Annotated in this window: 11 protein-coding genes; 6 read left to right on the top strand and 5 right to left on the bottom strand. The window is 61.8% G+C overall.

Going from position 1 to position 13,020, the window contains the following annotated elements; genetic code table 11:
• Positions 1–9: 9 nt before the first annotated feature.
• Positions 10–1,065: a penicillin-insensitive murein endopeptidase gene (gene mepA / locus AC07UR_RS00165; protein ID WP_209788376.1), complete on the bottom strand. Its 1,056-nt coding sequence runs from the start codon at positions 1,063–1,065 to the stop codon at positions 10–12.
• A gap of 222 nt (positions 1,066–1,287) precedes the next feature.
• Here mepA and AC07UR_RS00160 point away from each other — a divergent pair, with 222 nt between their 5' ends.
• The 5 genes from AC07UR_RS00160 to AC07UR_RS00140 all read left to right on the top strand — a co-directional run bounded on the left by AC07UR_RS00160 (position 1,288) and on the right by AC07UR_RS00140 (position 8,162).
• Positions 1,288–3,147: an extracellular solute-binding protein gene (locus AC07UR_RS00160; protein WP_209788380.1), complete on the top strand. Its 1,860-nt coding sequence runs from the start codon at positions 1,288–1,290 to the stop codon at positions 3,145–3,147.
• Between the two features lie 183 nt (positions 3,148–3,330).
• Positions 3,331–4,413 carry a microcin C ABC transporter permease YejB gene (locus tag AC07UR_RS00155; protein WP_173418545.1) on the top strand — a complete coding sequence of 361 codons (1,083 nt, stop codon included), beginning with the start codon at positions 3,331–3,333 and terminating at the stop codon, positions 4,411–4,413.
• Positions 4,413–5,555, top strand: coding sequence for an ABC transporter permease (locus AC07UR_RS00150; protein ID WP_209788383.1), 1,143 nt, complete (start codon positions 4,413–4,415; stop codon positions 5,553–5,555). Before AC07UR_RS00155 ends, AC07UR_RS00150 begins: the two co-directional genes overlap by 1 nt.
• Positions 5,556–5,563: 8 nt before the next feature.
• Positions 5,564–7,192, top strand: a complete 1,629-nt coding sequence (locus AC07UR_RS00145) for an ABC transporter ATP-binding protein (RefSeq protein WP_209788386.1) — start codon at positions 5,564–5,566, stop codon at positions 7,190–7,192.
• 10 nt (positions 7,193–7,202) lie between these two features.
• Complete coding sequence (locus AC07UR_RS00140) at positions 7,203–8,162, top strand: 2-hydroxyacid dehydrogenase (RefSeq protein ID WP_209788389.1); 960 nt, start codon at positions 7,203–7,205, stop codon at positions 8,160–8,162.
• Between the two features lie 12 nt (positions 8,163–8,174).
• Here AC07UR_RS00140 and AC07UR_RS00135 read toward each other — a convergent pair whose 3' ends face one another.
• The 3 genes from AC07UR_RS00135 to AC07UR_RS00125 form a co-directional block, all read right to left on the bottom strand.
• Entirely contained in the window at positions 8,175–9,029 is an 855-nt protein-coding gene (locus tag AC07UR_RS00135) for a C40 family peptidase (protein WP_173418541.1), read from the bottom strand.
• Between the two features lie 6 nt (positions 9,030–9,035).
• Positions 9,036–9,386 carry a MarR family transcriptional regulator gene (locus AC07UR_RS00130; protein ID WP_053252495.1) on the bottom strand — a complete coding sequence of 117 codons (351 nt, stop codon included), beginning with the start codon at positions 9,384–9,386 and terminating at the stop codon, positions 9,036–9,038.
• A 190-nt stretch (positions 9,387–9,576) separates the two neighbouring features.
• Positions 9,577–10,968: a leucyl aminopeptidase family protein gene (locus AC07UR_RS00125; RefSeq protein WP_209788392.1), complete on the bottom strand. Its 1,392-nt coding sequence runs from the start codon at positions 10,966–10,968 to the stop codon at positions 9,577–9,579.
• 134 nt (positions 10,969–11,102) lie between these two features.
• Here AC07UR_RS00125 and AC07UR_RS00120 point away from each other — a divergent pair, with 134 nt between their 5' ends.
• A complete protein-coding gene (locus AC07UR_RS00120) occupies positions 11,103–11,927 on the top strand; it encodes a tetratricopeptide repeat protein (RefSeq protein ID WP_209788394.1) in 825 nt (274 codons plus the stop codon).
• Between the two features lie 106 nt (positions 11,928–12,033).
• Here the strand turns inward: AC07UR_RS00120 and AC07UR_RS00115 are convergent, their stop codons facing one another.
• A complete protein-coding gene (locus tag AC07UR_RS00115; protein ID WP_209788398.1) occupies positions 12,034–13,020 on the bottom strand; it encodes a type II secretion system F family protein in 987 nt (328 codons plus the stop codon).

Raw genomic sequence — 13,020 nt, 5'->3', positions numbered from 1 at the left:
CCAAGACGCCTATTGCAGCGTCGGACGCGGCAGCGGCACCGGCACGTCCGATGGCGGCAAATCGCTTGCGGCATTGCCGATCACCTGCTCGATGCCTTGCTCTGCGGGTGCCGGTGAGGCGGCGCGATAGGCCATTCCAAAGGTCACATCCTGCTCGGAGGCCGGCGCTGGGCCGTTCAGCACCAACGTGCACGCCTTCGGCAGGTCGGCCATGGTTGTCAGGCGGGGCTTCACCGGCTTTTCGCCCGGCTTTTTCTTCGGCTTCGCCCAAGGCTCATCGGTAAACCACCAGGCAAGCGACTTGTCGCAGCCATCGCCGGCCGGCACCGCCGCCTGGTCCTTGCAGGTCGACGACCCCTCGGGGCATTTGATGCGGACGTGGAAATGATAGTCGTGGCCATAGATCGGCCTGACCTTGCCGAGCGCCGAGCGGTCGCCGTTCCAGGTGTCGCAGAGCTTCTTTTTGATCGCCGGATTGACGAAAACCCGCTCGACCTGAGGGTAGCTTGCCGCCAGCATGATCAACCGCGCATGCGACGGCGTCCAGATCGACGGATCGACGGTCAGAAACTTGTTCTTCTGCAGCATGGATGTCGCGGAAATGTCCTCGCGCTCGCGGCCCGTCAGGGTCCTTTGCGGCATCGGCGTCAGCCAGATATCGGCATCGAGGCCGATCTGGTGCGAAGCGTGACCGGACAGCATGGGGCCGCCGCGCGGCTGCGAGATATCGCCGAGCAGCAGACCGGGCCAGCCGACCTTTTCGGCAGCATCATGGGAGAATTGTTCGATCAGCGCGATCATCTGCGGATGGCCCCAGCGACGGTTGCGCGACAGCCGCATGGCCTGCCAGGTCGGGCCATCCGTCGGGATCGCCACGCCGCCGGCAAGGCAACCCTTGGCATAGAAACCGTAGGACGAGGGCGCCATCTGCGCCGGCAGTGATTTGGCGCCAAACAGCGCCTTGGCCGGCGTGTCGTCTGCGCTGGCGGCATCGGCGATCAAGACGCTCGTTCCGAGCAAGAGCGCCAGAAGCGCCGAGCCACAGCGTCGTATTGCAGCAACCATATCCAATTCCGTTCCGTTCATTCCCCAAGGGCGAACCGCACCGGCAATGGGTGCGAGATGCCCGATATCCCCTGATCCTAAGGTGCCGCCTTTGCCTCAGCCTTGCGGATCACCGGGATGTGACGCAAAAATTTCGCCTGATTTGCGGCGGCGCCTGTCATTTGGCCCGATTTCGCCTATTCTCTCGTAAAAGAACGTTGAAATATAAGGGGTACCGGCTGGATGCCAATTTTCTGCAGGACCGTGAAACCTGGCCTGGCGGCCTCGCTTCTGGCGGCCGCACTTGTTCTTCTTCCTCCTGCAGCGCATGCCGAAGAACAGCCGGTCTGGCGCAATGGCACGTCGTCGATCGGCGAACCCAAGCACAAGGACGGCTTCGCCCGCTTCGACTATGTCAATCCGGATGCCCCGAAAGGCGGAGAATTACGGCTCTCGGAGACCGGCACGTTCGACACGTTCAATCCGATTCTCGCCAAAGGCGAGGCGGCGAGCGGTGTTGCGTCCCTCGTCTTCGATACGCTGCTGAAATCCGCCGAGGACGAGATTACCACCGCTTACGGCCTGCTTGCCGAGGGCGTCTCCTATCCCGACGACATTTCGTCGGCCACGTTTCGCCTGCGCGCAGAGGCCAAGTGGGCGGACGGCATGCCGGTAACGCCTGATGATGTCATCTTCTCCTTCAACATGGTGAAAGAGCACAATCCGCTCCTGTCCAACTACTACCGCCACGTGGTTTCGGCGGAAAAAACCGGCGAGCGCGACGTTACCTTTCGCTTTGACGAGAAGAACAACCACGAACTGCCGAACATTCTCGGCCAGTTCCCCATCGTGCCGAAGCATTGGTGGGAAGGCCAGGACGCCAAGGGCAACAAACGTGATATCGCCCGCACGACACTGGAGCCGGTCATGGGCTCCGGCCCCTACAAGATCGCCTCGTTCCAGCCGGGTGGCTCGATCCGTTTTGAGCTGAGGGACGACTATTGGGGCAAGGACCTGAACGTCAATGTCGGGCAGCACAATTTCGGCGCGATCAGCTACGCGTTCTTCGGTGACCGGAACGTGCAGTTCGAGGCCTTTCGCGCCGGCAATGTCGACTTCTACCAGGACAGTAGCGCAAGCCATTGGGCCACGGCCTATGACTTTCCGGCCATGAAGGACGGCCGTGTGGTCCGCGAGGAGATCGAGAATCCGTTGCGTGCAACGGGAGTCATGCAGGCCTTGGTGCCGAATATGCGCCGTGAGAAATTCAGGGATCAGCGGGTGCGGGAGGCGCTGAACTACGCCTTCGACTTCGAGGATCTGAACCGCAATCTCGCCTACAACGCCTATCAGCGCGTTGACAGCTATTTCTGGGGCACCGAGCTTGCTTCCTCAAACCTTCCCGAGGGCCGCGAAAAGGAAATCCTTGAGGAGCTGAAGGACAAGGTTCCGGCCGAAGTCTTCACCACGCCCTACAAGAACCCCGTGAACGGTGACCCGCAGAAGGTGCGCGGCAACCTGCGCAAGGCGCTCGAACTGTTCAAGGAGGCGGGCTACGAGCTCAAGGGCAACCGGCTGGTGAACGTCAAGACCGGCGAGCCCTTCTCCTTCGAGCTGCTTCTGTCCAATCCGTCCTTTGAGCGCACGGTCACGCCGTTCATCAACAGCGTCAAGAAAATCGGCATCGATGCGCGCATCCGCACCGTCGACGATTCGCAATACACCAATCGCGTCAGAAGCTTCGACTATGACATGATCTACGGAATCTGGGCGCAGACACTGGTGCCCGGCAACGAACAGCTCGACTACTGGGGCTCGGGCTCGGTCGACCAACCGGGGTCGAGAAACTATGTCGGCATTTCCGACCCGGCGATCGACGAGCTGATCCGAAGAATCATCTTCGCGCCGAACCGCGACGAACTGATTGCGACGACACGGGCGCTCGACCGCGTCCTTCTCGCCCACCGCTACGTCGTGCCGCTGTTCTACTCAAAGGCGATCCGCGTTGCCTATTGGAACCACCTCGCCCGGACACAGGAGCTCCCCTATTACGGGACTGGCTTCCCGGATACCTGGTGGTCGAAAAACGCCACGGCCAAATGAAGCCCTTGCACTCGGAAGCCGTCTCGATTCCAAATGCAGAAAAACGAATCACTGATAACGAATATAGGCCCGGCTTGGGCCTGAGAGCCGCAAGGAGACGTGAGGATTGAAACACCATAGGGCGCACGCCAACGCTTCGCGGGTCCGGGCCACCGGCAACACGTCGATCGAGAGGCTGGCCTGATGGGTGCCTATATCCTGCGTCGCCTGCTTTTGATGATCCCGACGATCGTCGGCATCATGGCGATTTCCTTCACCGTCATCCAGTTTGCGCCGGGCGGACCGGTCGAGCAGGTGATCTCCGACCTGACCAACGCCGGCGGCTCCGACCGCTTGAGCGGCAGCGGCGGCGACCTGATGCAGGCCGGTGGCGATCAGGGCAGCCAGTACCGCGGTGCCCAGGGGCTCGACCCGGAATTCATCGCCAAGCTCGAAAAGCAGTTCGGTTTCGACAAGCCGCCGCTCGAACGCTTCGGCACGATGATGTGGAACTATATTCGCTTCGATTTCGGCGAGAGCTTCTTCCGCAACACCTCGGTCATCGACCTCATCAAGGAGAAGATGCCGGTCTCGATCTCGCTAGGGGTTTGGATCCTCCTGTTCTCCTACGCGATTTCGATCCCGCTCGGCATCAAGAAGGCGGTGTCTGATGGATCGACCTTCGACGTGTGGACATCCGGAATCATCATCGTCGGCTACGCCGTTCCGAGCTTCCTGTTCGGCATCCTCCTGATCGTCGTCTTTGCCGGCGGATCGTTCCTCGACTGGTTTCCGCTGCGCGGCATCGTCTCGGACAATTTCTGGCAATTGCCCTGGTGGCAGAAGATCCTCGACTATTTCTGGCACATGACGCTGCCGCTGATCACGCTTTTGCTTTCGGCCTTTGCAACGACGACGCTGCTGACCAAAAATTCGTTCATCGACGAGATCAAGAAACAGTATGTGACGACAGCACGGGCCAAGGGCCTTAACGACCGCCAGGTGCTGTATGGCCACGTCTTCCGCAACGCGATGCTGATCATCATCGCCGGGTTCCCGAGCGCCTTCATTTCGGCCTTCTTCACCGGTTCGCTTTTGATCGAGTACATCTTCTCGCTCGATGGCCTTGGCCGGCTCGGTTATGATTCCGTCGTCAAGCGCGACTATCCGATCGTCTTTGCGACGCTGTTCATCTTCTCGCTGATGGGACTGGTCGTCAGCCTGCTCTCCGACCTGATCTATACCTGGGTCGATCCGCGTATCGACTTCGAGCGGAGGGACGTGTGATGAACACCGTCACCCCGACCGTCACGCAGGTTGCGGCCCCGCCACGCGGTTTCCTTTCACCAGTGAACCAACGGCGATGGCAGAATTTCAAGGCGAACCGGCGCGGTTACTGGTCGCTCTGGATTTTCCTTCTGCTGTTCGTGCTCAGCCTGTTTGCCGAGTTCATCGCCAACGACCGGCCGATCATCGCCTCCTACAAGGGCGAGATCCTGTTTCCTGCCGTGGTGGATTATCCGGAGGAGAAGTTCGGCGGCTTCCTCGCCGAGACCGACTTCCGCTCGGATTTCATCCGCGACGAGATCGAGGCCAACGGCTGGATGGTCTGGCCGCCGATCCGTTACTCCTACCAGACGGTCAACTCCAACATTCCGCATTCGGCGCCGACAAAGCCCTTCTGGCTGATGAGCAAGGACGAGCGCTGCTCGGCCTATCCGGAAGGCTCGGCCGACCGCAACTGCATCGCCGGTAATCTCAACTGGCTCGGCACCGACGACCAGGCGCGCGACGTGACGGCGCGCATGATCTACGGCTTCCGCATCTCGGTGCTGTTCGGCCTGGTGCTCACCATCGCCTCGGCGGTCATCGGCGTGACGGCCGGCGCGGTGCAGGGCTATTTCGGCGGTTGGACCGACCTTTTGATGCAGCGTTTCATCGAGATCTGGTCGTCGATGCCGGTGCTCTACATTCTCCTGATCATCGCCGCGATCCTGCCGCCCGGCTTCTTCATCCTGCTCGGCATCATGCTGCTCTTTTCCTGGGTCGGTTTCGTCGGCGTCGTGCGCGCCGAGTTCCTGCGGGCACGCAACTTCGAATATGTGAATGCAGCGCGTGCACTTGGCGTCGGCAACGGCACGATCATGTACCGGCACCTGCTGCCGAATGCGATGGTGGCGACGCTGACCTTCCTGCCGTTCATCCTGTCGGGCTCGATCACCACGCTGACCTCGCTCGACTTCCTCGGCTTCGGCATGCCGCCGGGCTCGCCGTCCCTTGGAGAAATGATCGCCCAGGGCAAATCCAACCTGCAGGCTCCCTGGCTCGGGCTAACGGCCTTCTGCGTGATGTCGGTGATGCTGTCTCTGTTGATCTTCGTCGGCGAAGCGACCCGCGATGCCTTCGATCCGAGAAAGACATTCCGGTGAGCGCGACGATGACCGATCCCATTCTTTCCGTCCGTGATCTGTCGGTCGCCTTCCACCAAGGCGGCAACACCTCGATTGCGGTCGACAGCATTTCCTTCGACATCAAGCGCGGCGAAACGGTTGCGCTTGTCGGCGAGTCCGGCTCCGGCAAGTCCGTGTCCGCCAACTCGATCCTGAAGCTTTTGCCCTACCCTTCGGCAAGCCATCCGGGCGGTGAAATCCGCTTCAACGGCAAGGACCTTCTGAAGGCCAACGATGCGGAACTGCGCCAGGTGCGCGGCAACGACATCACGATGATCTTCCAGGAGCCGATGACGTCGCTCAATCCGCTGCACCCGATCGAGCGGCAGATCGGCGAGATCCTCGAGCTGCACCAGGGGCTCGAAGGTGCTGCTGCGCGTACGCGCATTCTCGAACTGTTGAACCAGGTCGGCATTCGCGAACCGGAGAAGCGGCTCGGAGCATACCCGCACGAATTGTCCGGCGGCCAGCGCCAGCGTGTGATGATCGCCATGGCGCTTGCCAACCGGCCGGAGCTGCTGATCGCCGACGAGCCAACGACGGCGCTCGATGTGACCGTGCAAGCGCAGATCCTCGAACTTCTCAAGAAGCTCAAGGACGAACACGGCATGTCGATGCTGTTCATCACCCATGACCTCGGCATCGTGCGCAAGATCGCCGATCGCGTCTGTGTGATGACCAAGGGCAAGATCGTCGAGACCGGACCGACCGCCGAGATCTTCGCCAATCCGCAGCATGCCTATACCCGCCATCTGCTCGCTTCCGAGCCGCGGGGCAACCCGCCTCCTTCCGACGCCTCCAAGCCGATCGTCATGGAAGCGGATGACGTGAAGGTGTGGTTTCCGATCAAGGCCGGCTTCTTGCGCAAGGTCGTCGATCATGTGAAGGCGGTCGACGGTATCGATCTCAAATTGCGCGCCGGCCAGACGCTCGGCGTCGTCGGCGAATCGGGCTCGGGCAAGACGACGCTCGGCCTGGCGCTGACGCGGTTGATCTCGTCCAAGGGGCGCATCGCATTCGTCGGCAAGGACATCAATGCCTATAGTTTCCGCGAGATGCGGCCGCTTCGAAACCGGATGCAGGTGGTGTTCCAGGACCCCTACGGTTCGCTGAGCCCGCGCATGTCGGTTGCCGACATCATCGCCGAAGGACTGAAAATCCACGAGCGGACATTGTCGGACGACGAGCGCGATGCCCGCGTTGCTGCGGCACTGGAGGAAGTGGGTCTCGATGCCGCCACCCGCTGGCGCTATCCGCACGAATTCTCTGGCGGCCAGCGCCAACGCGTCGCGATTGCGCGTGCGATGGTGCTGAAACCGAAATTCGTGATGTTGGACGAACCGACATCGGCGCTCGACATGAGCGTTCAGGCGCAGGTGGTCGATCTCCTGCGCGACCTGCAGCACAAGCACGACCTCGCCTATCTCTTCATCAGCCATGACCTCAAGGTGGTGCGGGCGCTGGCCAATGAGATGATCGTCATGCGCATGGGCAAGGTCGTCGAACAGGGCCCGGCGGAGCGCATCTTCAATGCGCCGCAGGAAGATTACACCAAGGCCCTGATGGCCGCCGCCTTCAACCTCGAAGCCGTCAACCTCACCGCCATCCGCCAGTAGAGTTCCCGCCATGCCCGCAAAAAGCCCTGTCATCGTCGATCTGAAATTCATCCCGGAAGAAGTGGAAACAGCGCTCAAAGGTGCTTTTCCGGATCGGGAAGTGATCAACCGCGCCGACGCCGTCCATGACAATCGTGACCTCTCGGGTGTCGACTACGCCGTGGTCTGGAAATCGGCCCCCGACCTCTTCGACAGGGCGCCCGATCTCAAGGTGGTTTTCTCCGGCGGCGCCGGCGTCGACCATGTGCTGACGTTGCCGGGGCTGCCGGAGGTGCCGCTTGTTCGTTTCGTCGATCGCAGCCTGACGACCCGCATGAGCGAATGGGTGGTGATGCAATGCCTGATGCATCTGCGTCAGCACCGGACCTATGAAGCGCTTGCCGCAAAGCGCGAGTGGCGCGATCTATCGCAGCCGGAAGCGGCCGACGTTACTGTCGGCATCATGGGCATGGGCGTGCTCGGCCAGGATGCGGCCCGCAAGCTTTCCGTCATGGGCTTCAAGGTCGTCGGCTGGTCGCGCGGCAAGAAGGCCGTCGACGGCATCGAGACCTATGGCGGCGACGAACTGGATGCCTTCCTGGCGCGTACCGATTTCCTGGTCGGCCTGCTGCCGCTGACGCCTGAGACCCAAGGCATCTTCAACGCCGGGCTTTTTGCCAAGCTGAGCCGCAATGGCCCCTTTGGCGCCCCGGTCTTCATCAATGGCGGCCGCGGCGGCAGCCAGAACGAAGCCGATATCCTGAGTTCACTGGACGCGGGCATTCTCCACGCGGCCTCCCTCGACGTCTTCGAGCAGGAGCCGCTTTCGCCCGACAGCCGTTTCTGGCAGATGCCGAACGTCTATATGACACCGCATGTCGCCGCGTCCTCGGACGTCAAGGCGCTGTTCCGCCACGTCGAACAGCAGATCTCCCGCCTCGAAAGCGGGCAGCCGCTGCAGCACGTCGTCGACAAATTAGCCGGCTACTGAGCCGTTGAATCGTCAGGGACGGCGATAGCCCGTCGGCTGTTCGTAGAGCCAGCCGATGCGCTCGATCGAGGCTTCCAGACCTTCGCGCGCAACGGTCATCGTATGGCCATTGGCGTGGATCAGCGTCTCGTCGTCTTCCATCAACGCGACATGTCCCTTCCAGAAGACGAGGTCGCCGCGCTTCAGCTCTTCGCGGGAGATCGGCGTGCCGAGGCCGGCCGCCTGCATGTCCGAATCGCGCGGCGCCAGCTTGCCGACCATCATCATCGACAGCTGGACGAGACCGGAACAATCGATGCCGAAACCGGAGCGGCCGCCCCAGAGATAGGGCGTTTCGACAAAACGGGCGGCAACGGAGACATAGTCGCCTTCGACAACCTTGCCGACCTCGATGCAATGGTTGGCAACCACGGCCTGGCCGCCATCAAGCAGGAAATAGCGGGTGCCGCGGGTCTCGCGCTCGTCGATGACGGTCAGTCGGCTCCCCATCGACAGCGGGTAGACGGTCGGAAAACGCAGGTCATGCCCGGAATAGACAAAGGTGCGCGGTGCCGAGACGACATGCGTCGGGCTTTTGACTACGGGTGCCAGGCAATATTCCGGAAGGTACCCGACATAGCCGTCGAGATCAGCTTTCACCCAGCACCAGCTCTCATTGGTATCGAGCACGCGAACCGATTCGCCGAGCAGCAGCTCGGTATCGGTCCCGCAGGCAAGATCGGGCTTTGCCCGAAGCGGCGTCACCGGCACGGAGACGCGCGCGACGCTTCCCTCGACGTAGCGCTCGGCATCGACGACGCCGCGAAGGCGGCTTTCGGCGAGGTCGGCTCGATAGGCATTCAGGCGGCGATCGGGAAGTGTCGACATGTCAACTCACTTAGGCTGTTTGCGGCCCTGATCAATGATCAGATCGCCGAACTTTTCAAGATAAAGAGCACCGTCAACTGTCCTTTTGATGACGACATTGCGTCGATCGCGATCATCACGGACGCGATCGACAAGCCCGAGCGCGCCCATGGTATCGAGCGCGCGCGTGATGACCGGCTTGGTGACGCCGAGCGTTGCGGCAAGGCCGCGAACGGTGTGGGGCGGTGGCACGAGATAGATCTGCAGCAAGATCGCCATCTGGCGCAGCGTCAGATCGCGACCGTCGACACGCACCTGTTCCAGCGAAACCGTGTGCCAGAGCCCAAGGGCCTGGGAAGGCGTAAGCTCGACCGGCAATGGCAACTCCTGCGCAGCCGCATGCCTCTTCGGCTGAAGTGTCATGCAGACGATTAACGGCGACAGCAGCCTGTGCGCTGTAATCAAAGCGCAGCGCTGTCCCGCCCCACCATAGACACGGACCGTTACGCAAGCGTTTCTTTTTGAAGCGACCGGCGCAGGGACAGCGCCGGTCGTCTTGATCTAAGCCTTACTTGGCCATCTGCCCGATATGCTGGTAAAGCGCGCGAATGGCCTGGGCCTCGCCGCCAATAGGCGAATGCGGCCGTTCGGACTGCGCCCATCCGAAGATATCGAAATGCACCCAGCTCTTGGTGTTGGTGACAAAGCGCTTGAGGAAGAGTGCTGCGGTGATCGAGCCTGCCATGCCGCCGGAAGGCGCGTTCGTCAGGTCGGCGATGCGCGCCGAGACATCCTTGTCGTACCCCATGTGCAAGGGCATGCGCCACATCGGATCGTCAACGCTGAGGCTCGCTTCCGTCAAGTCGTGCGCCAGCTCAGCGTCGTCGGTGAAGAACGGCGGCAGGTCGGGGCCGAGCGCAACGCGGGCGGCACCGGTGAGCGTTGCCATATCGACGAGAAGATCGTTCTTTTCCTCATCGGCATAGGCGAGCGCATCGGCAAGAATGAGCCGGCCTTCGGCGTCGGTGTTGTCGATCTGCACCGTCAGGCCCTTGCGGCTGCGATAGATATCGCCGGGGCGGAAGGCATTGGCCGAGATCGAGTTCTCGACGACAGGAATGATGACGCGCAGGTCGACCTTGAGCTTTGCGTCCATGATCATCAGCGCGAGGCCCATGACGTTGGCGGCACCGCCCATGTCCTTCTTCATCAGGAGCATGGAGGACGCGGGCTTGATGTCGAGGCCGCCGGTGTCGAAGCAGACGCCCTTGCCGACCAGCGTTACCTTCTTGTGGCCCTTCTTGCCCCAGCGCAGCTCGAGAAGGCGGGGTGCTTCGGCGCTGGCCCGGCCGACGGTGTGCACGAGCGGGAAGTTCTGCGTCAGCAACGCCTCGCCCGATATCACCGAGACATCGGCCTTGTAATGCGTCGCAAGCGCGCGGAATGCCCCTTCCAGCGCTTCCGGTCCCATGTCGTTGGTCGGCGTGTTGATGAGGTCGCGGGCAAGAAAGACGCCGGCGAGCTGGCGCTTGATGTCGGTCGCATCGGCATCGCTCGGGATCAACAAGGTCGGCGGCTCGCCCTTTGCCGACTTGTAGCGCTCGAAACGATAGGAGCCGAGGCCATAGCCGAGCGCCAGGCGGTTGGCTGTCAGCGGTGCGGTTTCGATATGCCATTTTCCGGCCGGCAGAGCGCGCGCGAGCTTGCCGGTCAGGAACGGCGCCTCGGACGGGTTGCTGCCCAGACCGAAGAGCGCGCCGCCGAGATGGCCATCCGAAGACGGGATCAGCAGCACGGCGCCCGATTCGGCCTTGAAGCCGGCCTTGCGCGCCCAATCAAGCGCGATCGGATCGATGGCTCCCGTTTCGATATGCGCCGGCGTGACTGCGAAGATCGGCAGCGTCTTGCCTGCGCTGGTGTTGAACGGCGACGGCCGTTCGATGAACTGATAGGGGGCCATGGAAGTCCTCGGCTGACAGAGATGGATTCGCGCAATTAACGCTCTGTTAGGGTTAACAGATTATTGCTGGAGTGAAAGTTGCGCCGATGTTGTTTGGAGTTCTGGTGCGCGAATGCATGCTGGGGACACCGCCGATGGCCAAACACAACACGATCTCATCCCGAAATGTCACCCGTCTCATACAAGGCGCTGCGATCGCGATCGTCGCCCTGTCTGTGGCCGGTTGCGCCAACCAGCCGAAGAAGGAACTGACGACCGGTTCGATCTCGCGCACGTCGAAGCCCGTCCAATCAATGACCGCATCGGAGCTGTCGCAGGCGGCCGAAAGCATCGGCCAGGCCTATGAGAAGAACCCCAAGGACCGCGAGGCCGGGCTCAACTACGCCAACCTCCTGCGTATGACCGGACGCAACGAACAGGCACTCGCCGTCATGCAGCAGGTCGCGATCAACCATCCGCAGGACCGCGAAGTTCTCGGCGCCTACGGCAAGGCGCAGGCGGCCGCCGGCCAGCTGGAACAGGCATTGAACACGATCAGCCGCGCCCAGACACCGGACCGGCCGGACTGGAAGCTGAAATCGGCAGAAGGCGCAATCCTCGACCAACTCGGCCGATCCCAGGAGGCACGCCTGCGCTACCGCGAGGCGCTGGAACTCAAGCCGAACGAGCCGTCGGTGCTTTCCAACCTCGGCATGTCCTATCTTCTGACCAAGGACCTGCGCACGGCCGAAACCTATTTGAAATCGGCAGCGGGCCAACCGGGCGCCGACAGCAGCGTGCGACAGAACCTGGCACTTGCCGTGGGCCTGCAGGGACGCTTTCAAGAGGCCGAAACGATCGCCCGCCAGGAACTGTCGGGCGATCAGGCCGAGGCAAATGTGACGTATCTGCGCTCGATGCTGTCACAGCAGGGCGCATGGAAAGAGCTTGCCAAGGCGGACGACGCGAACACCAACTGAGCTTTGCCAGCTGGCAATCGCCATATTGTCGGCTGACGCACTCAAAGTGCCCTCTGGCGCGCTGCACCTGCCCGCCCTTCCCTTGCGTTACCTTTGATCCGGGATGTCAGAATTTGTCGGCGACCTGGATGCCGGCCGGACCGAGGATGACGGCGACGAGAACCGGCAGGAAGAACAGGATCATCGGCACGGTGAGCTTCGGCGGCAAAGCGGCCGCCTTCTTTTCCGCTGCATTCATGCGCTGGTCACGGCTTTCCTGTGCCAACACGCGCAGCGCCTGGGCGATCGGCGTTCCGTAGCGATCCGCCTGGATCAGCGCCTGTACCACCGATTTGACGTCATCTAGCCCGGTGCGCTGTCCAAGGTTCTCAAGCGCGATACGGCGTTCGGGCAGGAACGAAAGCTCGGCCGTCGTCAGCACCAGTTCTTCTGCCAAGGCCGGCGACTGGGAGGCGATCTCGTCGGCGACGCGTCGCATGCCGAGCTCCATCGACACACCGGATTCAACGCAGATCAAGAGGAGATCAAGCGCATCCGGCCAGGCGCGACGGATGGAGTGCTGTCGCTTGGCGATGGCATTGGCGACAAAGATGTTCGGCGCATAGAAACCGACATAGGCAAATCCGATGGCGAATGCGAACCGCATCATGAAAGGTTTCTCGGCGAAATTGCCGAGCACGAAGATGTAGACGACCGCGACGACCAGAAACAGGAACGGAAGGCAGAACCGCGCGAAAAGGAACGTATTGAGCGCATTCTGCGAGCGATAGCCGGCAGTCTTGAGGCGGTTGACGGTATTGTCGTCGACGAGGGCCTTGCGCAGGTTCAACCGTTCGACGACCTGGCGAACGGACGTGTTGTTCTGCCCGCGCAGACTGGCCTTGCCGTTCGAGACCTCCGTGGCGAGGCGGGCGCGTTCCCGCGCGCGTATCTGCTCCCGCTCGGTGGCCACAGATTTCATCCGCTTGCCGAGATCTCCACGCTCGAAGAATGGCACCACCAGCGAATAGAACGTCGCCAGCACCGCAAACGAGACGAGAACAGCAAGGATGATGTTGGGATCCGTGAGCGCCTTGACCAATCCTTCGCCCAT

It is taken from the genome of Ensifer sp. GW821-FHT05G01, from assembly GCF_059419585.1.
This window is presented reverse-complemented; position numbering and strand designations above follow the sequence as displayed.